Below are 20568 nucleotides of genomic sequence, written 5' to 3'. Positions count from 1 at the left end.
GAGAAGAGTTGCGGGGACCGCGCGAAAGGCCCTTCCGCTCGGGGCGCGGGATCCATTACGCTCACCGCGATGCCCTACAAAAGCCTCTCTTCTCCCAGTCGCGTCGCGTCTCTCGACGCGGACATCCGCGGCGCCGCCGCGATCGACAATCCGGGCCTCGTGGCCATGGTCTCCGCCGCGCCCGCGCGCCTCGCCGTCCTGCCGATCGGCAGCGGCACGCCGAAGACCGTGAACCTCTCGCTCGGCCAGGGCGACGAGGTCGCGATGCTCTCGCGCGACGTGGCCCTCGTGCGAAGCGAAAACGAGGTGTGGGCGGTGCTCGACATCCACCACCGCGCCAAGCTCGAGCGTGTCGCGAGCGACGTGCGCTCGCTCCGCGGCCGATCCTCGGGCGAACACGCGCTCGCGCTCACCTGGGACGGCAACGCCATCCAGCTCTCGGTCTCGGGCAACGAGGTCGAGGCGCGGCCCTTCGTGCTGCGCGGCGACGTGAAGCTCGCCGACGTCGGCGCCGTCGACACCACGGTCGTCGTGGAAGTCCCGGGCGGACTCGAGCTCCGCATGCACCCCGGCCCGACGCCGGAGCCGGGCGCGAACGGCCGCGTGGGGCTGCCCGCCGAGGCGAAAAAGGCGGACCGCCTGGCGAGCGGCGTGGCGCTCCACGCGCTCTACAAGAGAGGCGACAGCGCGGTCTGCCTCGTGACCCAGCGCGGCGGCCGGCTCGCGGCGAAGATGGTCGACGTGGGCGTGCCGGTCACGTGCGCGGCGGTGAGCGAGACGAGCCTCGTCGTCGGGTTCGGCGATGGACGCGCGGCGCTCTTCGACGGCCAGACCCTCGACGCCGCGGGCGGCGGCCCGATGACCCCGACGCACTCCCTCTCGCTCGGCGCGCGCGGCGAGCCGACGACGATGCTCATCACGAGCAAAGGCTCGGCCTCGGTGTGGGTCGGGACGAGCGGCGGCGAGGTCGTCCGCGTGTCGCTGCCCCGGAAGTAATCGCCCCGGGCGACCGCGCCTCCGTCGCGATCGCCCTCGCCTCTCCTCGAATCTCCTCCTCAAAAAAACTGGTGCATGATTTCGTGGTTTTCACCGCGATCTCGGCTCGCCTGGTTTTGCAGAGACTTGCAAAGCTACAGGCGTGGGACACATTACGGCCCGTCCGGCGGGACCATGCCACGGCGAGACGTCCGCGACGCCGATCGGCGGCGGATGAAGTGTCTTCGTGCGCGCTCCGCCGCGCGCCCTCGGGGGGGCGTGGGCCAGATACCTTTCTTCATTGAATCGGAAGGCACCATGTCGAAGCAGGAGGCATCGAACATCGTTTCGGTAGGGGACGTCCTCGCCGGGAAGTACCGCGTGGAGAAGGTGCTCGGGATGGGCGGAATGGGCGTCGTCGTCGCCGCCACACACCTCGATCTGCGCGAGGTCCGGGCCGTGAAGCTCATGCGGCCCGACGCGTCGAGCGAGCAATCCGTGGAGCGCTTCCTCCGCGAGGCGCGCGCCGTGGTGCGATTGCGCAGCGAGCACGTCGCCGAGGTCTACGACGTCGGCCGCCTCGACTCCGGCGCGCCGTACATCGTCATGGAGATGCTCGAAGGGCACGACCTCGCCGCGCTCCAGAAGCGCCGCGGCGCCTTCCCCATCGAAGACGCCGTCCTGTACGTCTCGCAGGCCTGCCACGCGCTCGCCGAGGCGCACGCCGCCGGGATCGTCCACCGTGATCTCAAGCCGGGGAACCTCTTCCTCACGCGCCGCAAGGACGGATCCCCCTGCATCAAGGTCCTCGATTTCGGGATCTCCAAGCACACGAGCCCCGATTGCGGGGACCCGGAGATGACCGGCGCGCGCGACCTCATGGGCTCTCCACTTTACATGGCGCCCGAGCAGATGCGATCGGCGAGCAAGGTCTGCGCGCGGGCCGACGTCTGGGCCCTCGGCGCCATTCTGTACAAATTGCTCACCGGGCGCGCCCCCTTCCAGGCCCCCACCGTCCCCGAGATCTTCGCCGCCGCCCTGGCCAAACCCGTCAAGTCGCCCTCGGCGATCCGCCCGGACGTACCTCGTGGCCTCGACGACGTCGTCCTGCGTTGCCTCGACAAACAACCCACGCGCCGGTATACGTCCGCCACCGACCTGCTCGCCGCGCTCCGGCCCTTCGGCCCCTGGGGCGTGGCGGAGGAGGAGGGGGAGGCGACCCGGATCGTCGCCGCCGCCGCCCGTCGCTCGAGCATCCCGCCCGGCCGGCTCCGGCTCGTCACGCCGCGAGAAACCCTGGATTCGTCCGGCCTCTCGCCATTGCCGGCCTCGATCCCTCCGTCCTCGAGGCGCGCGCGCAGGCCGAGCCGCCCCGTCCTCACGCTGGACGAGGAGCAGCCCGCCGATTCGAGCGGAAAAACCGATCGGAGCGTGGGGCCCTGGGAGGGTTCGCAGGCAAAACCCCCCTCGCGGCCCGCGCGCCTCGTGCTCGTCGCAGGCCTGACCGCGCTCTCGGCGCTCGCGGGCGCGGGGATCGCGGCCATCGGCGTACACTGGCCCCACGTCACCATCACGACGCACAGAGCCGAGGAGTCGAGGGCCCCCGGCGTGCACGGGCCCCTCGGGATCACGAATGAGTCATTCCCGACGCCCGCGGCGCAGGCGCCCGCTCCCACGGTGACGCCCGTGGCGAATGAAATGAACATCGTGAGGACGCCCGCGGCCACGCTCGTCCCGGCGGCCTCGGCGTCCGCCAGGAAGGAGCTCGCTCCGGCCCGCGAGACAACCGGCGAAAAGCCACCTCGATCCGCCGCGGCCAGGAGCGGGCATCCGACGCCCCGGGACTACGATCCCTTCACGGGGCGCCATTGACGGGGCGAACGAGGAAGGAGCTTCGACATGAAATCCGGCAAGCACACGGGCGCCGCGCTCCTCGCGGCGATCACCCTCGCCTCCACGATCACCCCCGCCCGCGCCGAAGATCCCGCGTCCGGGCACGAGCTCGACCCGGTCGAGCGCGCGGAGGTGCTCTTCACCCGCGCCATGGAGCTCTCGGCCGAAGGACGCGAAATGGAGGCCTGCCCGATGCTGGAGCAGAGCCTCCGGCTCGACCCGGCCATGGGCACGCGATACAGGCTCGCGGAATGTTATGAGAAGACCAACCGCCGCGAGGCCGCCTACCGGCTCTACACCGAGGTCGCGGACGAGGCGCGACGCGCCGGCATGAGCGACCGGGAGAGCCGCGCGCGCCTGCGCAGCGAGGCGCTCTCGGCGATGCTGGCGCGGCTCGTCGTCTGGGTGCCGAAGGACGTCGCCGAGACGCCCGATCTCGTGGTCACGATCGACGGCGCCCCGCTCGATCGCGCGACGTGGACCGGCGAGCCGCTCCCGGTCGAGCTCGGCGAGCACGTGCTCGAGGCCATGGCGCCCGGTCGAAGACCCTATCGCCGCGTGGTGGCCGTGCACGACGCGACGATCCCCGTCGAGCTCTCCGTGCCCACGCTCCGCGGCGAACACGAGGCGCCCCCGGCGCCGCGCCCCGTCGCCGCCGATCTCCCTGCGAATCCGGGCGGCACGAGCGCGGCCCCGAGCGCGACGACCACGGCCGCGCTCGTGCTCGGGCTCGGCGGCGCGGGCGCCTTCCTCGCGGGCGCGGGCCTCGGCGCCGCGGGCCTGGCGACGGGAGGTTTGTCCGAGCCGGTCCAGTCCACCGCCGCGACCGGCGTCGGCGTCGGCGTCGGCGGCATCGTGGCCGCGGGGGTCCTCTGGTTCGTCACGCCGCGGGCGAAACGGGCGAGCGGCGGCGCGTCGATGGCCCTCGTCCCGAGCTTCGACCCCCTCGGCGGCGGCGTCTCGCTGCGCGGGCGATTCTGACGAGCCTGTTCAGTCCTTCGGCGCGACGAGCTTCGCGAGGTCCCGCGCCTGCTTGGCGAAGTCGGCCTTGCCGAGCTTGTCGTAACCCTTGGCGAGGTCCTCGTAGATCGCGCTCATCTCGGCCGGCTCGGGTTTCGTGAGGATCGCGCTGTTGAGCTCGAAGATCGCCGAGATGTGCCGGCCCGTGCGGGCGAGGGCTTTTGCATAGAGGCGGTGGACCTTCGTGCTCGAGACGTCGACGTACATCGCGCTCTCCCCCACCTTGACCGCCTCTTCCCAGAGGCCGCGCTCGACGAGCAGCGAGAGCAGCCGCACCCACACGCGCCGATCGTGCTGATCGAGCAGCGAGAGCCGCCGCAATGCGTCGAGCTGCCCCGCGACGTCCTTCTGCTCCTTCGCGAGGTCGTAGAGGCCCTGGAGCGGCTCCGACTGCGAGGGGTCGAGCTTGAACGCGGCCTCGAAGCTCGCCTTCATGCGCGCCTTGTCCTTGCGCATCTCCGCGAGGTCCGCGGCCTTCATGCGCAGGACGTAGCCGTCGTGGCCATTCGCCACCATCTTGTCGAGGATGCGCGCCGCGTCGTCGAGCTTCTTTTCGCCCATCGCGAGGCGCAGGCGCATGTAATTCGCGTCCGGCTGCTTCGGATCGAGTGAGAGCGCCTCGTCGAGCACCGCGAGCGCCTCCGGCTTCTGGCCGTCCCGGAGGAGCGAGAGCGCGAGCCGCACGAGCTTCTTCGGGTTCTTCGGGTCGGTACGTAATGCCTTGCGCGCCTCGTCGAGCGGCGGCGCGTGCAGGTCGGGGACGTATTGCTTCTCGTACCGCGAGAGCCGCTTCTTCAGCCATTCGCGGAACTGCCGATCGACCTCGTCGTGCGGCACGCCGAGCGTGTTCTTCACGACGTCGGGCGTGCGCTCGCCGCGGCCCCAGCGCGGCAGCATGGCCGCGACTTTGTCGAACCCGTATGTATCGGCCATGAACACGACGAGCTGGCTCGCCGCGAAATAGGCCATGGTCACGTCCTCGACCGAGTCGACGTGGGTGAAGGCGCGGTTGAACCCTTCGAGCGGCGGGACGCGGCCGCCCTTCAGCGCCGCGAAGAGCGCGGGGTCCTCCTCGCGTCGCCACTCGGGCCTCTGGATGATGGTCTCGTATTCGCTGAGGCCCTCGGTGAACCAGCGCGGGACGTGGCTCTTCGAATACTGGATCGCGAAGACGTGCCCGAGCTCGTGCCAGAGCACGTTGCCCCAGTTGAAGGGCCCCGCCCCGGGCGAGAGCGCCGCGAGGGACTGGCCGAAGCAGACGCCCTGGATGCCCACGTTCGGCAGGCCGCTCGTGCGGATGCTGAAATGCTCCGAGTCGGCGTAGAGCTCGATCGAGACGGGCATCTTCGGGGTGAAGCCATAACGCTTCACCATCGACGTCCAGGCCTCGTCGAGCATCCGCGGCACGTAGCGCTCGAGGACGGGCTTCTCCTCCTTGTGGTAACGAATGCGGAAGCGGGTCCCGTTCGTCGTCACGTACTCGGCCGGGATCGTCTTCTCGAAGAGGTTCAGCGTGTTGTAGGCGCGGACGTTGAACCGGTCCTTCTTCCACGACTTGCGCAGCGCCTCGAGCCCGCCGTCGTCGTCGCCGAGGCGGATCTTGTTCAGGCCGAGCGTCGCGAAGGCCTTCATGTCCTGCGCGTCGACGCGTGTCGCCTCGTCCATCATGCGGACGATGTCCTCGTAGCGGTGCTCCCACTCGGCGTACTCCGCGACGATCTGGAAGAACGTCGAGAACTCCGGGTTGAGCGAGAGGACCTGCTTCTTCGTGGCCTCGTAACCCGCGAGATCGTCGGCGAGGAAGCGCGACGCCGCCTTCATCGAGAGCAGCTCGAGGTGCGTCGGATCGACCTCGAGCCCGCGCTTGACGGCCGCGTCGGCCGCCGCGATGTCCATCGTGCGCAGCGCGAGCCCGGCCCGGATCACGTAGGCCGAGGGCAGGTTCGGGTTCACCTCGAGGGCCTGCTTGATCTCGCTCTCGGCCGCCTCGAAGTCCATCGCGTTCTCGAGCTTGACGCGCGCCATGGCCACGTGGACGCGTGGATCCTTGGGCGCGACCTTCAGCGCATCCTTGACGCTCTCGCCCGCCTCGCCGGGGTTGTACTTGTCGAGGAAGAGCTCGGCGCGCCAGAGCAACGTCTCGACCCGCGTCCTCGCGCCCGCCTTCTCGGCCTCGCCGTACGCCTGGTTCGCGTCGTGCGCCGAGCGGAGCAGATGCGCCGCGCGCCCGACGAGCGAGAGGCCCTCGGCGTCGCGCTCGTTGATCGTGTCGTCGTTGTACGCCTCGACGAGCCTGCGCAGAGGCACGCTCGCGGCGCCACGTTTTCCGCTGCGGATCAGGAGCTCGCCGAGCACGAGCCGCGCCCGGTGCGCGGTGTCCTCGTCCGCGACGTCCTTCACGGCGTCGATCGCGTCGCTCACCTTCCCTTGTGACGCGAGGGCCTCGGCGAGGGTGGGCGCGGCCTTGATCTTCGCGTCCTTGCCGAGCGCCGCGGCGCTCTTCGCCGTCTTCACGGCGTCTGCGTAGCGGCCCTGCAGGAGCTCGAGCTCGGCCTTCGCGACGAGCGCCGCGGCGCGCTCGGGCCCGGACTTGACCGCGTCGAGCTCCTTCACCGCGGCGGTGTAGTCGCCCTTCTGCGTGAGGATCGCGGCGCGCGAGAGCGCCTTCTCGTCCGCGAAGGACGCGGCGGGCGCGAGCAAGGTGGCGGCGAAGAGGGCAGCGAGGAGGGGGCGGTTCGTGCGCATGTTCGTCGGGCCGGAAAGGCAGGTTCTTTCTTACGACGCGGGGCGGCCGCTTTCCAGGGCCGACAGAGGCCTGGCGAACGAGCGGACGCTCGACGTCGCTGGATTTTGGATCGAAAGAAGTCTAGGAGGAGCGGCGCTGTGGGTGCGAGGGCATGCGAAACGGACGCGCGAGAGCACGAGGGCGCGCAGGACGACACGCGCCGGACGTCGCGCCGCGTCAGCGAGCTCGTCGATCAGGGCCTCGTGGATCGCGGGGAGATCGAGGCGCTCGAGCGTGTCGCGGAGCGCTTCAGCGTGGCGATCACGAAGGACCTCGTGGACCTCGCCACGCCGGGTGATCCGAACGACCCGATCACGAAGCAGTTCGTGCCGAGCAAACGCGAGCTGCGGATCCTGCCGGAAGAGCGCGTGGATCCGATCGGCGACGATCCGCACACGCCGGTCAAGGGCATCACGCACCGCTACCCCGACCGGCTGCTCCTGAAGCCCGTGCACGTCTGTCCCGCGTACTGCCGCTTCTGCTTCCGGCGCGAGAAGGTGGGTCCGGGCAGCGAGGTCCTGTCGCGCGAGGAGCTCGCGGCGGCGCTCGGGTACATCCGCGCGCACGAGGAGGTGTGGGAGGTGATCCTGAGCGGCGGCGATCCCATGATCCTGCCGCCCCGCAAGCTCGCCGAGATCACGGCCGCGCTCGCGGCGATCGAGCACGTGCGGGTCCTGCGGCTGCACACGCGCGTGCCGGTGATGGAGCCCGGGCGCGTCGACGAGGTGATGGCGCGAGCGCTGCGCGCGCCGGACCTGACGACCTACGTCGTATTGCACACGAACCACGTCCGCGAGCTCGGCCCGAAGGCGCGCGAGGCGATCGGGCGGCTCGTGGACGCGGGGATCCCGATGCTGTCGCAGACGGTGCTGCTGCGCGGGGTGAACGACGACGCGGAGACCTTGAAGGAGCTCTTCCGGGAGCTCGTCGTTTTACGGGTCAAACCGTATTACCTGCACCACGGAGACCTCGCGGTGGGGACGGGCCATTTCCGGACGAGCATCACGGAGGGGCAATCGATCGTGCGCGAGCTCCGGCAGGGTCTGTCGGGCATCGCGCAGCCGACGTACGTGCTGGATATCCCGGGCGGATACGGGAAGGTGCCGATCGGGCCGGGGTATCTCGGTCCGGAAGGCGAGGACGGGCGGCGGACGGTGGAGGATCCGTGGGGGCGGCGGCATGGGTATCCGCCGGGGGGTGGGGAGGGCGCGGGCTGAGGCGCCCGGCGCGCGGAGATCAGGCGAAGTCGATGACGGGCTCACCGCGGGCCGGATCCCAGCGCCAATCGAAGCGCAGGATCTCGTTCCAGGAGACGCCCCCGTCCGGCTGGTCCGCGCGCTCCAGGATCACCGCCGGGAAGTTCTGACGGGCGAACGCTTTGGCGTCCTCCAGGGTATCGAAGGGCACGGAGCGCCGGGCATCGACGAAATAGCGAGGGGGCTTCATCGGAAGAGATCATGAAGCCTGGAGACGGCGTCTGGCAAGAGGTCGTCGGGCGGCGGCGCGCCGGTGCGCAGCTCCCAGAGGCGGGCGAGCTCTCCGGACTCGATGGAGGCGACGATTTCGAGGTAACCGCGGCGCAGAGGGAGCTCGAGGTCGCGCGCTTCGATCTGCGCGCGGAACCGGTCCTTCTCGATCGTGTCGCCCGCGTCCCGCAGAAGCGCCACGACATCCAGGATATCCTTGTCTCGGTGGGAGAGAATCTTCATCGCGAGCAGGTCTTCGAGCGCCGGGACGGGGATCGGCTCGCCGCCAGGCTCGGCGCGTTGCCGCGCTTCCGTGGGTGCAAGCGGGTAGCTCTCGAAAGACGCCATGTCCACGACGGCACCCGAGGCGATGTCGAGGAGAACCCTCTCCTTGCCGCTGCCTCGCTCGGCCCGCCACCACGGAGCGCTGCGGTAGACGTGGTAGCCGCGGGAGGTGAGCAGCTCGCCGAGAGCGTCGAGCGCGTCGGGCAACGCGAGGAGGTCGACGTCATGCGTGAACCGTTGATCGGGCGCGCGCAAGTACGTCCGGACGGCGAACGCTCCGAGAACGACGAGCGGGATCGAGCGCTGCCGGGCCTCGGCGAGGATGGCGATGAGCTCGCTCTGGAGCGGGTGCACCGAGGTATGATAGCAAGATCCTGAGTCGAGAGGGGAATCAGTGACGGGTCGGATGACCTCGGTCCGTCCTTGGGCACGAACCCAAAGGCAGCGCATCGTGTAGCTTGCTCGCGCCGCCCGTAGCGGCGTAAGATCGACCTTCGACACCAACGTCGGGCTCGGGGACAATGGCGCTTACCGATCTGTGGAAGAAGTCACGAGAGCAGCTCCTGGACAAGCGTGTGGCCCAGGTCATCGCGTTCGCGGGTTCTGGGAAACTCACGGATGATGGAGAGACGTCGAAGGAGTTCCGCGAGTTCTTGAACCATGTCCCATCGGATGTCCTCGTCCGCTATGCCGAGGACTGCCTCAAGGATCCGTTCCCCGACTCCGGCCTTGCGCTCCAAGATATCATCAATCAAGTCGGCCGGCGTCTCGGCTTCGACGTCTTGGACGGCAAGTACCGAGGGCAAAAGGGGCAGCCCGGTCAGGATGGCATTTGGAGATTGCGCGATGGCCACGCAATCGTCGTGGAAGTCAAGACGACAGACGCATATCGCATCGACCTCGGGGTGCTCGCCGGCTACAGGAATTCGCTCGTCGCGGCCGGTATCGTCGCGGCCGATCGTTCTTCGAACCTCATCGTGGTCGGTCGCCAGGACACAGGCGATCTCGAGGCGCAAATACGCGGATCGCGCCATGCATGGGACATCCGCCTCATCAGCGTCGATTCGCTCATGCGGCTCATGCGGTTGAAGGAGACCGTGGAAGCCCCTCAAACCGTGTCCCGCATCCATGCCATTTTGGTGCCCAAAGAATTCACCCGCATCGACGCGATCGTGGACATCGTGTTTTCGGCGGCCGAGGAGGTCAAGCAGGCAGAACCAGACCCTGGCGAGGCGCCGCTCAATGGCCCAGCCGAGCGTCCCGAGGAGGGCCCGAAGTTCACGCCCGTGAGCTTCCACGACGCCTGCGCTGCGAGACTCGAACAACAGCTCAAGACGACCTTGGTGCGGCAGACCCGGGCGAGCTACGCGAGCCCCGACGACAAGATCAGGCTTACCTGCTCCATATCCAAGAAACATCATTTCGCTGGAGACGAGGCCTATTGGTTCGCGTTCCACCCATACTACCTGGAGTTTCTGACGCAAACCAAACGTGCTTACGTGGCTTTCGGGTGTGGCTCCGAGCAGCAAATTTTTCTCGTTCCGCTCGATGACTTCCGCCCTTGGCTCGAAGGTTCGTATACGACGGAGAAGGAAGGGCGGCTCTACTGGCACGTCCAAATCTATCGCGACGGGTCGAAGTGGTGGTTGAAGCGGCGCCAGGGAGTCGGCGACATCGAAGTAACCAAGTTCCTGCTCACACCGCGCGCTGCGAACCAACGATGAACGCGGGCGGCAAAAGTCATCGGAGACCACCGATGGGATCGGGCGAAGTCGATGAGCGGCTCGCCACGGTCCGGCTCTTCGCGCAAATATGGTGGGTGAATCTGGGCGGACATACGATGCCCTCGCGGGGTGAGGGCATCGCATGTCCGAGCGCGGAAGGGGGGTTGATCAGGCGGGGCGTTTCAAGACGGGCGCGTCATCCCTCGCTCGGTCCCTCTCCCTCCCCGGCCGGCGCGCCGGCATTCTGCTGGTTCTTGCGGCGGGTGGCGACGCCCTTGTCCGCGTAGAGCGTGCGATACTGGATCGCGGACTCGAACGTCGCGAGCAGGGCGGGCTTGTTTTCGTCCTTCGCGGTATCGAGGACGGTCTTGGCGAGCCTGCTGAGCAAACCCTCGAGCTTGTCCTCGTAGTAGGCCTCGCTCTCCCGGAGGACCTCGGCGAGTTTGTCGGCCTCGGGGCGCTGGGCGCGGATCTCCTCCAGGGTCTGCACCGTCTCGACGATCTCGGCATAACAATCCGGGTGGATCCGCGCCTCCTGGCCGTGCTCGGGCATCGACTTCGCGAGGTCGGCGAGCACGCCCGCGCAGCCCGGCTTCGAGCGCTTGAGCCTCCCGAGCCCGCCCTGCTGGACATCGACGAGCTTGTGCTTGAACGGCATCGCGTTGGCGATACCCGTGCCCGTATACTTCCCGATCGCGTTCTCCGACATGGTCATCCTCCTTGTGCAGGGGAACTGGCCCCGTATGCGCGTTCGACGAGGCGCGGGTATTCATCATCCGCCGGGAGCACACTTTTGGCGCGTGGGTGGTTCGTGGACGAGGTGCCGAGGGGTCGAAGGCAACCGCGCCGGGCTTGTCGGCGACGGGGTGGGGCGTTGTCGACGGGCTCGGCGGGCTTGTCGGCAACGGGATGGGGCGTTGTCGGCATGCTCGCGGCGGTTGTCGGCAACGGGAAGGGGCTTTGTCGGCATGCTCGCGGCGGTTGTTGGCAACGGGAGGGGGCGTTGTCGGCATGCTCGCCACGGTTGTCGGCAACGGGGGGGATCCTTGTCGGCATGCCTGCGACGGTTGTCGGCAACGGGAGGGATCTTTGTCGGCATGCCCGCCGCGCTCGTCGGCAACGGTCGGGGGCTTTGTCGGCAGGCCCGCCGCGCTGGTCGGCAACGGTCGGGCGCTTTGTCGACGTGCGCGGCAGCCTTGTCGACGAGGGTCGGGGGCTTTGTCGACGTGCGCGGCGAGCTCGTCGACGAGCGTCGGAGGCTTTGTCGACGTGCCCGCGGTGGTTGTCGGAGCCGCGATCCCGGCGGAGATTCCCTCACCCCCAACCGCACGGCCTGGGCGATGGAGCTCGTCGGTGTATGCTTCTGCCATGGTGTCATTGTTCGGTTGGCTACGCGAACGGCTCTCAGCCACGGCGGGGGATGTCCACCCCCCCAAGCGACTGAAGCTCTTATTCGTCGGCGCCAATGCGATCGACACGTCCCGCCTCGATATCGGCGCGGAGTTCCGGGATGTCCAGGCGGAGCTCGAGCGTGCGCAAAGGCGGGGCGAAATCGAGGTCCGCGTCGAGCTTGCCGTCTCGCCCGTGGATTTGAACCGGCTCTTGCTCGAATACGAGCCGGACGTCGTGCACTTCAGCGGCCATGGCATGGTGCTCCGCGCCGACGCACAGGGCCGGCTCCGGGCCACGCGCGAGTTCGAGCCGCTCGACGTGGAACCTTCGGCGGAGGGCGCGAAGCAAGGTGTGATTCTCCTCGAGGCGCGCGACGGAAAGTCGGCGGCGGTGTCGGTAGAAGCGCTGGCGCGTCTCTTCGGGATCCTGAAGAATCAACGGTGTATCGTGCTGAATGCATGCTTCAGCGCGCTCCAGGCCGCTGCGATCACGGAGCATGTCGATTGGGTCATCGGGATGAAGCGCGCCATCAATGACGAATCGGCGATCGTGTTCTCAGTCGGGTTCTACCAGGCCATCGCGAGTGGGCGGACAGTCGAGGTTGCTTTCGAGCTTGGGTGCAGCCTGGTCACCCTATGCGGACTCCCAGGCGCGGACATACCGGAGCTATTCGGACGCTCGGATCCCGAAGCGGCACGGCTCGTCGGCAAAGGCGCGTTCGCAGCGACGAGCCATCCATTGCAGGTGTCGGAGGTGCACGTGATCCCGGGCGAAGGGATGTGTACGCTCGATTTTCGCGTCTACAACAGTGGCGATGTGGATGTCCTCATCAATCGCGTTTCTTTGCGAGCCGTCGAGGTGCGTCTATTCAACCACGGCACTTTGGGCTACATGGCATTCTCCCATGAGTACGACATGGACATCACGTCTCTCGAGAAGTCCGGCGATGTCGTGTCGTGTAACGTCGCTCAACTCGTCGGCCGGCGTGGTGTCGATCGTTTCGGCATTCGCTTGAGCGCGAGGCTTCCCCCAGCGAAACACGGCTCCTGGAAGCTACGACCGTCGTTGTCCACGAACCTCGGGAGCGTTGAAGGACCCGTGGTGGAGCAGGTCGATCTGCCGCCCAAGTCTCCCCGGGATTATCTTTTTCGAGATCTGGAAAGGGCGGAGACAAGGGCATGGAGGCACGCCGCCCCGGATTGCCTGATGCCGTATCGAGACATCATCGGCGGGCCCGCCGCCGACCTTGGCGCAGCTCGCGAGACACTCGAACGTTCGTATCCGGATTCGGCCTCGCGCTGCCTGGTTCTGTTCGAATGGCTTGGCAATTGCGTCGGCTCATGGAAGTGGAGCGACAGGGTATCCGTGCCCGAAAGCCTCCTTCTGGAGTTTCCGACGACGACCCTGGTCGATGCCATCACGACGCACGGGTTGACACCACCGCAACTCCACGGAGCCATCAAGTACTTCGCGGTCTGGCGCTGGAGACCGGAAAAGTTCAAAGAACCAAACTTCTGGACCGAGGAGCTCAAGGACCTGCTCCTGAGCAACTGCCTCGCAGCGGGATACGATGCGGAGCAGATTCGCGAGGTGGAACTCCTGTTCCACCGAACGACGAAAAGCGCCGCGCCCCCGCGGAAGTCGTGACGCGCCAGCCTGCGAGCGGGCGCCGGAGCGGAGGCGCGTGCGCGAGGGAATCGCCAGATGCGCCCCCTTGGTGGACCTTGACACGGGTCCAGGTTGCGGGTCTTCCTACCCTCCCACGATCTCGTGATGGAGGATTCGAATGGATACTCGGAGGTGCCCTCGCCGTGAGGGACGCTGGACTGCATCGGGTCGGGCGCTGTTCGCGCGGGTGATCGTCCCCCTCGTCGCGCTCGTGGCCATTGCGTGTGGCGACAATCCAGGCACCGGCGACCCGGGCGGGGCTGGCGGGGACGGTGCCAGCAGCACCAGCAGCGCCAGCAGCACCGGCGGGTCCGGCGGGGCTGGCGGGACGGGCGGCGGCGGGGCGACGGTTCCTGCTCGAGGGTGAAATTGCCGGGTTATTTGCCCTAGAGCGCACTGGGCTTCGCGTGCGCACGCTCCGACGTCGTGACCACCACGACCGCTCGCCTCGAGCGCGACGAGCTCCCCGCCGACGAGCGCCGCGATCACCTCCTCGGTCTCCTCGTGACCGCGGGGATTGCCCCGACGCACGGCGCGGCCCTCGGCAAGGCGCTCGGCCTCGCTCGAAATCTCCCCCGAGGTCCGTGGGGCTAGACCGCGGACGAGCAGCTATTCGCTGGGCTTTCGGCGACGGCCGCCACGGAGGCGCGAAAGGAATCGTCGTCGATCATCCCGGGAGGAGGCGAGTAGCGCCCCGCGTCCGCCTTCGCTGCCGGGCCCGCGTCCGCCTCCGCGGTCTCCTTCACGTACTCGAACACGAAGCATTACCGAAGCCGTCCCACTCCGCGAGTTCCGTGCACTCCCCGAGTATCATCCATATACAATCCCAGAGGCCGCTGCACGTGCACTCCCCGTCGGTCGGATCGCACTCGTAATCGCCGCTCCCCGGATTACACGAGCTCAACCCGCCTGCCGAGTCCTCCACACAGAACGCGAAGTCGTCGGCCGTATACACATTGTCGCCGCCCGTATAAACGACGAATCCGCCTTGGCCGCGCGCGAAGATGACGGATTGCCCGGAGGCGAGGGTCGTCACGAGGTGTCCATTCGCATCCCCGTATTGCGACGCGACCGCAGCGAGGTTCCTCGTGAGGAGCGGATCGATCGCAGCTTGCGCGAGCGCGGGTGCGGCGAGGGTCGAGAGAGCGAGGGTGGCGACGAGAGCAACGCTGGTTTTCATGTTTTTTTCTACCCGGTATCGTTCGTCCCATCGGAAACGTCGTTTCAATAGTCCCACGTTTGCAACGGGCGCGCCAAAGCAAGATCCGCGGCCAATGCCCGCAAAACGCGCCGGCGGCCTCGCCCCTGTTCCACGCCCATCACACGTCGCCGTTACGCCGCCGTGACATCGTCACGCCGCTGCAACACCCAAGGCGCCCGCACGCGCGTCGCTTCAATTTTCCGCTCGCCGCGCACGCGCCCGATCGACGGCACCCTGCCAGCCGAGACCCCGGCCTCGTCGCTGTCCGTACCGAGCTTTCGGCTCCACGTGGTGAGCGGGCCGGACGCGGGACAGGCGATCTGCTCCACCTCCGAGCGCGTCGTCGTCGGCACACACCCGTCCTGCGATCTCCGGCTCTCGGATCGCCTCGTGTCGCGCTTCCACTGCGAGCTTTCGGTGGCCTTCGGGCAGATCGTGCTGCGCGATCTCAACAGCCGCAACGGCACCCGGCTCGACGACGTCCAGGTGCGCGAGGCGTTCCCGCGCTGGAGAGGCCGCGCGCGCCGCCGGCGTGGATCGCGTCTACCTGTATCGGCTGCTCTGGAAGTACGATCTGAAGCGGAGCCGTGGGCGCCCGGAGGCTTGATCTCTCCTGTTGCGCCGAAGACAGTCCGCATTCGACAGCCGTGGCTAAAGCGCGCGTGTCGAGCATGACAGACAGCATCGCAAGCTGCTCGGCAGGCAACCGTTGTTGCTCCGGGGGCAACGCGGGCGGGGCACGCCGCGGAAGGCCCGTGCTGGCGCAGCGGTCCCGGCCACGAAAGCGCGGCGGAGCCGTGCGGCGCGGGGCTGGCACCACTGTTGCTATGGGGGGTCTCCGAAGCCGAACGGTGATTGACCGTTCCATACCCAGGAGACCGATCATGCGTGTACTCAAGGCAGTCAACCCCGTCATCGCAGCAGGCGCCCTCGCCTTCTGCCTCGCCCTCCCGGGCAGCGCCGAGGCGGCGCCGCCGCAGGTCATTCCGGGCGCGGCCAACCTCGACTCCATGCTGAGCGAGCACGCGGGGCACTGGCTCGCGGGGAAGGCGACGCCGGGCATGGTGGCCGCGGTCATCAAGGGCAACCACATCGTGGCGCTCGGCAAGGCGGGGTATGCCCGGCTCCCGGACGGCGAGTATCCGGCGGGCGTGGCGATGAGCCTGGATACCATCTTCAACATCGGCTCGAACACCAAGAGCATGACCGCGCTGCTGCTCTCCATGCTCATCCAGGAGACGGCGCTGACCTGGGACACGACGCTGGCCACCGCGCTGCAGCTGCCGCGCGCCTATTTCCATAACGGCGTGAGCGACGACCGGGCCGACGTCACCCTGCGGCAGCTGGTGGCCCACCGCTCGGGCTTCGATTGCGCCGACGGTACCGTGGTCTATTCGCATCCGCAGTTCCCCGCGGGCTGGAGCAGCTTCACCCGCGAGGAGCTGCTGGACAGGTGGCTCAAGGGGACCGTGACGCCGAACATCATCGGCGGCGTCCTCCCCGTCGGCTACCTGGCAGACTGCACCGGCACCGCCATCAACTCCTACGACTACGAGAACCTGAACTTCGCCATCGCCCAGTCGATCATCGACAAGTGGTCGGGCATGGAGTTCGTCGAGTATGCGCGGACCCACCTCGTCGAGCCCTACGGCATGGACTACAGCTACGTGTGGGCCCACGTCTACAACCTGGCGGTGGACGACGTCTTCGAGATCGAGGCAGGCGTGGTGTGGCCTTACTGGGACGACTACTATTACCCGAAGGACAAGGACCAGTACCTCGATCACACGTTCGTCCGCTCCTACAACACGAGCTTCAACCTGATCGGCATCAACGACCCGGGGGAATACGGCTTGGCGCCGGGGGCGGGCGGCTTCGGCTTCGACATCTACGACTGGTCGAAATACGGGACGGCCCACCTGCGCGAGCAGTCGCAGGCGTGGAAGGACGTGCACGGGACCGAGTTCACCACGTACAACTACGGGTTCGGCACCTCGAAGAAGACCGGCGCCGTCCTCAACTACACGCGGATGGCGCACACCGGCGATCTGGCCTCGATGCGCTCCGTCATCTCGGTGTATCCGGAGCTCGACCTGGCTTACCTCGCCTTCGCCAATGGCGGCGTCGACGACAACGGGGCGCTCAGCGAGGTGCTCTCGGACCTGGAGGGCAGCTTGACGCTCGGCGTGGACACGGGCGGCTGCGCCAACACCTCGAGCGTGAAGGACGTGCAGCGCTTCTACGACCAGACGATGTTCGGCTGCGCCGGGACCGTGACAAAGGCCAACGCAGGCACGCTTTGCAAGACGGGGTACCACGTGTGCAGCGCCGAGGAGTTCTACGAGAACAACAGGTACGGCGGCGGCCCCGCCGAGGCGCCCACGCATCACTACTGGACGTCGACCACCCTGAAGTACTCGGGCACGGGGAGCAACAACTGCTCGGTGAGCGCCACCACGGGCACGACCTGCAACCAGCCCATGCGCGCGTGCGCCCCCAGCACCACCGACCCGTTGGGCAACTCCTGCAACTGGATCAACTGCGGCTACGAGGGCGATACCGACAACAGCTACTTCGGCGGCTGCGCCAACAACACCACGGCGGGCACGCTTTGCTGTGAGACGATGATATCGCTCTGATCGCTGCTTCGGACAAGGGGCGGCGCTCAAGGTAAATAACCCGCCGATTTCACCCTCGCGCAGGAGCCGTCACCCGGCCCCGCCGCCGCCTCCGCCTTACCAACTCAGAACCGAAACGCGATCCCCGCGCGCACGTCCGTGCTCGCGCGCCCCGCGCGGACCGGGCCGATGCGGCCCCTGCGATCGAGGTGCTCGACCTCGATCCACGCCAGGCGGAGCTTGTCGCTCGGCAGCGTGTACGAGAGCCAGGCGCGCTGGCCATGGCGTTGATCCTGGAGCGTTCGTGACCCGCCCACCCCTGCATGCGCTGACCATTGGTTCCATGTCGATCGTGCGTGCTGCAAGGACTTCGGTCCCATCGGAACCCAGAAGCAAAAAAGCCGAGGATTGAAGCTGATCGGCGCGCTCGGGGTCAGCGCGGAGGGCGTACCGCTGGGGGTCGCCGCGATGACGTATTGGGCCCGGCCAGCCGAGCAAGGCGTCGCTCGTACGCGCACGAAACGCACGCTCGAGGAGAAAGAGCTTCGGTACTGGAACGAGACGGTCGACCAGGCCATCGAGCACCTGGGCGTCGAAAGCGGTCCCAAGCTCCTCTGGTTTCAGCTCGATCGAGAGGCAGACGCCTGGCCGATCCTGGAGCACCTGGCATCGACGGGACACACGTACACCGTCCGCGGAAGCTGGAACCGAAGGGTGCGCGAAACGGGCGCTCAGCGCCGATACCTTCTCGACGTGCTGGCGAGTCGAAAGCCCATGGGCACGTACACGCTACACGTGTCCGCGGGACCTGGCAGGACTGCGAGGACAGCACGAACGAGCATCCGAACCGCGAGCCTCACGCTCGACGTGCGCGACAAGCAGACAAGCAGACGAGCAAACGACACCCGCTGCACACGAACGTGGTGTGGGTACGCGAGAAAGGTCGGGTCCCGGAGGGAGAGGAGCGTATCGAGTGGTTGCTCTTGACCAACCATCCGATCACGACCCTCGAAGACGCCTGCCTCGTGGTTTTCGGTTATACGCAGCGCTGGCGCATCGAGGAGTTTCATCGCACGTGGAAGCAGGGCGGCTGCAACGTCGAGGCGACGCAGCTCCAGACCAGCGAACACGTGAAACGATGGGCTACGCTGCTGGCTGCCGTGGCCATGCGCATCGAGAGACTCAAGTACCTGTCACGCAACCAGCCCGATCTGCCCGCAACCGAGGAGCTGTCGCGCTACGAGATCGACGCGCTCATCCTCAAGAGGCGCAAGAGGAAGAATCCCGGGATCCCCGATGGGATCCTGACGATCGGCATCGCAACACAGTGGATCGCGGAGCTCGGCGGCTACACGGGCAAGTCTTCCGGAGGCCCGCCAGGATCCATCACCATCGGTCGAGGGCTCGAACGCTTGGCCCCCGTAGCAGAAACGCTGCAACAGCTCGATGAGGCGGGGCTGTTGCGATGAGATGAATGGTCAGCCCGGTCCCGGGAGAGGGGCCAGGACGCTTTTCCTAGGAAGCGCGGCGGTAGACGAGGCGTGCCAGGGTGGGATCGAGCACGCCATCAGAACCTCGTTGGGCAATTGCTCCGATGGTCATCTTACGCGCACCACACCAGCCCGCAGGAGTGCTGGATTGCGCTCGACGAAGTTCGCTCGACAGGCGTCGTTCGTGAACGCGAGAGTGACGTGCCTGATATCGCCACTCCTCCACCGGCGCCGAACACCAACCAAGCGGATGGGTTGAAACGCCGTCGTCTGACCATTGCGAGGACGCCGGATAGCTCCGTACCACAGCATCGGCCAGAGCGCCGTGAGACCGATGGTGATCCAGAGCGTGAGCTCGATCCGTTCTGGCCCCGTCTCGACGAACATACCGGCGATGGGCCAGATGGGAAATACTGCGACAAGGAACACCAGAAAGGTGAGCAAGGCGAGGCCCACCAGCGTGGGAGCGAGGCGATTCATTGTCCGGGTACATCGCGGGCACGAGGGCAGGCGGATGGGAAGCGTGACTTCACTCCCGAACACGACCGGAAAGGGCACGAAGGTGGTCCTGACGAGACGCGCATCTACCCACGATATGCTCTCGGTCGCACCGCAGTTGCAGCACGACTCGGGGAGATCCAAAGCGAGTCCACCCGGGAGTCCTTCGATCGAAATCTCATGCGTGAAGTGGAAGTGCATCGCGCGCTGTCTTCAGGAGCCCATGATTGTTTCCGACATGTCCAGAGCTCGCGCTCGACGCCGCCCCCGCGAACGCCGAGCGGCCGTCGCGGCGAGCGCGAGCATCATGAGTCCGGAGAGCTCGCCCAGCCCCGAACCGCTCCCTGGAACCCCGCACGCGCACTCCGGATCCTCGTGGTTGATCAAGGCATATTCGCACATACCCGTCGACGTATAGCATGATCCCGGCAGGTGACACACATCCGGCGCGGCGCACGAGAGCAGCTCGCCAGCGTCACGCCGAAATAGTCCCATCCAAGCTGCGGGGTGGGCCAGGGCGCGGCCACCTGGATCCAGTCGCCGCCGACCCGCGAGAAGATCCGGCACCCGGCGCCGCCTCCGAGCGCCAAGGTGTCCCCTTCCAGTGCCACCGCCCGGGTCAAACGAATTCACCCCCCGTCAGGAGCGGTGGGTTCACTCGTGTCAAGTGGGCCGGCGGATCGACCCGGGTAAACCCGGTGGTATCTACATTCGTCTCCCAACCGGGCTGGACGCCGGGCTCGAGAGGCTCGACCTCCAAGGTCCTCGTCCACAGGTCCGGCGGCAGCGACTTGTCGACGCGCAGGTGTTGCCTCACCCTCCTCCAGACCGTGCCGCCCTGGACGCCGAGCGTGAAGAAGAGATACCGCTCCTTGACATCCCAATCGCCGCTGAGGCCGATGCTGGGGACATCGTGTATCTCTATCGTGAGGATCCCGCCCTTCTTTCCAAGGTAGCGGCGGCTCGCCTCTGCCTGGTCGTCCGCCGTATGGACGTCCTCCGTCCTCGGATGCGCGTCCCCGCCTCGCCGGTGGAACAGCTGCGCGCCCCCCCGAATGACAGAGCCCGGCATCCCGACGGCGGAGCGATAACCCTCGCGGTACCGCGCGAGCCATGGCGCGAAGTTGGGGCTGCCGGGGTTACGCGCGTACTGGTCGACGCTGACCTCCCACCACGTCCGTGACTCCTCGGTCTGCGCGGCGACAGGCGTGATCGCATCTGCGTCGACGGCATCCCCGGCCGGGCTGGGCCGCCCCCGAATTTCCATGCAGATGATATGCTCGTGCCACAGGAGCCTCGGGGTCTCGCGGAACCTGCTGATCCGCGAGGCATCATACCGCATCCGAAACAACGCGTGGACGTTATGGCCGAGAACCTCGGCGCTGGTGCGGTTCGTGGCGAATATGGTGATATTCTCGAGGCGCCATTTTCCCATACACTCGATTCCTTTCCTGTTCAGGATACGAGATCGAAGATGTATTTCAAGAAGTTAGCTTTTCAAAAACCCAGGTGTCTCGGACGAATGGGTTCGTCGGTAGCGCATCGAGCATCGC

19 protein-coding genes are annotated in these 20568 nt (G+C 67.2%); 11 read left to right on the top strand and 8 right to left on the bottom strand.

Going from position 1 to position 20568, the window contains the following annotated elements:
- The first annotated feature begins 69 nt into the window (after nucleotides 1-69).
- From GF068_RS32975 to GF068_RS32965, 3 genes are all read left to right on the top strand, one after another.
- Nucleotides 70-996: a hypothetical protein gene (locus GF068_RS32975; RefSeq protein WP_153823505.1), complete on the top strand. Its 927-nt coding sequence runs from the start codon at nucleotides 70-72 to the stop codon at nucleotides 994-996.
- A gap of 297 nt (nucleotides 997-1293) precedes the next feature.
- Nucleotides 1294-2847 carry a serine/threonine-protein kinase gene (locus GF068_RS32970; protein ID WP_170319826.1) on the top strand — a complete coding sequence of 518 codons (1554 nt, stop codon included), beginning with the start codon at nucleotides 1294-1296 and terminating at the stop codon, nucleotides 2845-2847.
- 27 nt (nucleotides 2848-2874) lie between these two features.
- The gene (locus GF068_RS32965; RefSeq protein ID WP_153823503.1) at nucleotides 2875-3849 is read left to right on the top strand and encodes a tetratricopeptide repeat protein; all 975 of its coding nucleotides are present in this window, start codon (nucleotides 2875-2877) and stop codon (nucleotides 3847-3849) included.
- 9 nt (nucleotides 3850-3858) lie between these two features.
- On the opposite strand, the gene GF068_RS32960 is transcribed toward GF068_RS32965, so the two are convergent.
- On the bottom strand, nucleotides 3859-6633 hold the full coding sequence (locus tag GF068_RS32960) for a tetratricopeptide repeat protein (RefSeq protein ID WP_153823502.1): 2775 nt from the start codon (nucleotides 6631-6633) through the stop codon (nucleotides 3859-3861).
- A 138-nt stretch (nucleotides 6634-6771) separates the two neighbouring features.
- Here GF068_RS32960 and GF068_RS32955 point away from each other — a divergent pair, with 138 nt between their 5' ends.
- Nucleotides 6772-7890, top strand: coding sequence for a lysine-2,3-aminomutase-like protein (locus GF068_RS32955; protein ID WP_206079599.1), 1119 nt, complete (start codon nucleotides 6772-6774; stop codon nucleotides 7888-7890).
- 19 nt (nucleotides 7891-7909) lie between these two features.
- On the opposite strand, the gene GF068_RS32950 is transcribed toward GF068_RS32955, so the two are convergent.
- Nucleotides 7910-8119, bottom strand: coding sequence for a hypothetical protein (locus tag GF068_RS32950; RefSeq protein WP_153823500.1), 210 nt, complete (start codon nucleotides 8117-8119; stop codon nucleotides 7910-7912).
- A complete protein-coding gene (locus tag GF068_RS32945) occupies nucleotides 8116-8778 on the bottom strand; it encodes a nucleotidyl transferase AbiEii/AbiGii toxin family protein (RefSeq protein WP_170319825.1) in 663 nt (220 codons plus the stop codon). The genes GF068_RS32950 and GF068_RS32945 overlap by 4 nt, the downstream gene beginning before the upstream one ends.
- A gap of 221 nt (nucleotides 8779-8999) precedes the next feature.
- Between GF068_RS32945 and GF068_RS32940 the strand changes: the two genes are divergently transcribed.
- Nucleotides 9000-10148, top strand: a complete 1149-nt coding sequence (locus GF068_RS32940; protein ID WP_170319824.1) for a hypothetical protein — start codon at nucleotides 9000-9002, stop codon at nucleotides 10146-10148.
- 196 nt (nucleotides 10149-10344) lie between these two features.
- On the opposite strand, the gene GF068_RS32935 is transcribed toward GF068_RS32940, so the two are convergent.
- Nucleotides 10345-10857 carry a hypothetical protein gene (locus GF068_RS32935; RefSeq protein ID WP_153823497.1) on the bottom strand — a complete coding sequence of 171 codons (513 nt, stop codon included), beginning with the start codon at nucleotides 10855-10857 and terminating at the stop codon, nucleotides 10345-10347.
- Between the two features lie 659 nt (nucleotides 10858-11516).
- Between GF068_RS32935 and GF068_RS32930 the strand changes: the two genes are divergently transcribed.
- Together GF068_RS32930 and GF068_RS32925 are read left to right on the top strand one after the other, a co-directional pair.
- On the top strand, nucleotides 11517-13187 hold the full coding sequence (locus tag GF068_RS32930; protein WP_170319823.1) for a CHAT domain-containing protein: 1671 nt from the start codon (nucleotides 11517-11519) through the stop codon (nucleotides 13185-13187).
- 447 nt (nucleotides 13188-13634) lie between these two features.
- Nucleotides 13635-13802: a hypothetical protein gene (locus tag GF068_RS32925; protein WP_153823495.1), complete on the top strand. Its 168-nt coding sequence runs from the start codon at nucleotides 13635-13637 to the stop codon at nucleotides 13800-13802.
- Between the two features lie 148 nt (nucleotides 13803-13950).
- On the opposite strand, the gene GF068_RS32920 is transcribed toward GF068_RS32925, so the two are convergent.
- Complete coding sequence (locus GF068_RS32920; protein ID WP_153823494.1) at nucleotides 13951-14388, bottom strand: hypothetical protein; 438 nt, start codon at nucleotides 14386-14388, stop codon at nucleotides 13951-13953.
- 162 nt (nucleotides 14389-14550) lie between these two features.
- On the opposite strand from GF068_RS32920, the gene GF068_RS32915 reads away from it, so the two are divergent.
- Nucleotides 14551-15084: an FHA domain-containing protein gene (locus GF068_RS32915; protein ID WP_153823493.1), complete on the top strand. Its 534-nt coding sequence runs from the start codon at nucleotides 14551-14553 to the stop codon at nucleotides 15082-15084.
- A 209-nt stretch (nucleotides 15085-15293) separates the two neighbouring features.
- A complete protein-coding gene (locus GF068_RS32910) occupies nucleotides 15294-17048 on the top strand; it encodes a serine hydrolase domain-containing protein (RefSeq protein WP_170319822.1) in 1755 nt (584 codons plus the stop codon).
- A 104-nt stretch (nucleotides 17049-17152) separates the two neighbouring features.
- Here GF068_RS32910 and GF068_RS32905 read toward each other — a convergent pair whose 3' ends face one another.
- Complete coding sequence (locus tag GF068_RS32905; RefSeq protein WP_153823491.1) at nucleotides 17153-17344, bottom strand: hypothetical protein; 192 nt, start codon at nucleotides 17342-17344, stop codon at nucleotides 17153-17155.
- 91 nt (nucleotides 17345-17435) lie between these two features.
- Between GF068_RS32905 and GF068_RS45625 the strand changes: the two genes are divergently transcribed.
- Nucleotides 17436-18014 (top strand): hypothetical protein, encoded by a 579-nt coding sequence (locus GF068_RS45625; protein ID WP_240807804.1) that lies wholly within the window; start codon nucleotides 17436-17438, stop codon nucleotides 18012-18014.
- Nucleotides 18011-18496 (top strand): transposase, encoded by a 486-nt coding sequence (locus GF068_RS45620; protein WP_338046665.1) that lies wholly within the window; start codon nucleotides 18011-18013, stop codon nucleotides 18494-18496. The genes GF068_RS45625 and GF068_RS45620 overlap by 4 nt, the downstream gene beginning before the upstream one ends.
- A gap of 129 nt (nucleotides 18497-18625) precedes the next feature.
- Here GF068_RS45620 and GF068_RS32895 read toward each other — a convergent pair whose 3' ends face one another.
- Both GF068_RS32895 and GF068_RS32890 read right to left on the bottom strand, forming a co-directional pair.
- Entirely contained in the window at nucleotides 18626-18997 is a 372-nt protein-coding gene (locus tag GF068_RS32895) for a hypothetical protein (protein ID WP_153823489.1), read from the bottom strand.
- Between the two features lie 637 nt (nucleotides 18998-19634).
- Complete coding sequence (locus tag GF068_RS32890) at nucleotides 19635-20450, bottom strand: hypothetical protein (protein ID WP_153823488.1); 816 nt, start codon at nucleotides 20448-20450, stop codon at nucleotides 19635-19637.
- Nucleotides 20451-20568: the final 118 nt, after the last annotated feature.

The organism is Polyangium spumosum (genome assembly GCF_009649845.1).
Taxonomy (GTDB): Bacteria; Myxococcota_A; Polyangia; order Polyangiales; family Polyangiaceae; genus Polyangium; species Polyangium spumosum.
Note: the sequence above shows the minus strand (reverse complement) of the source record. Positions and strands in the feature narration are given on the sequence as shown.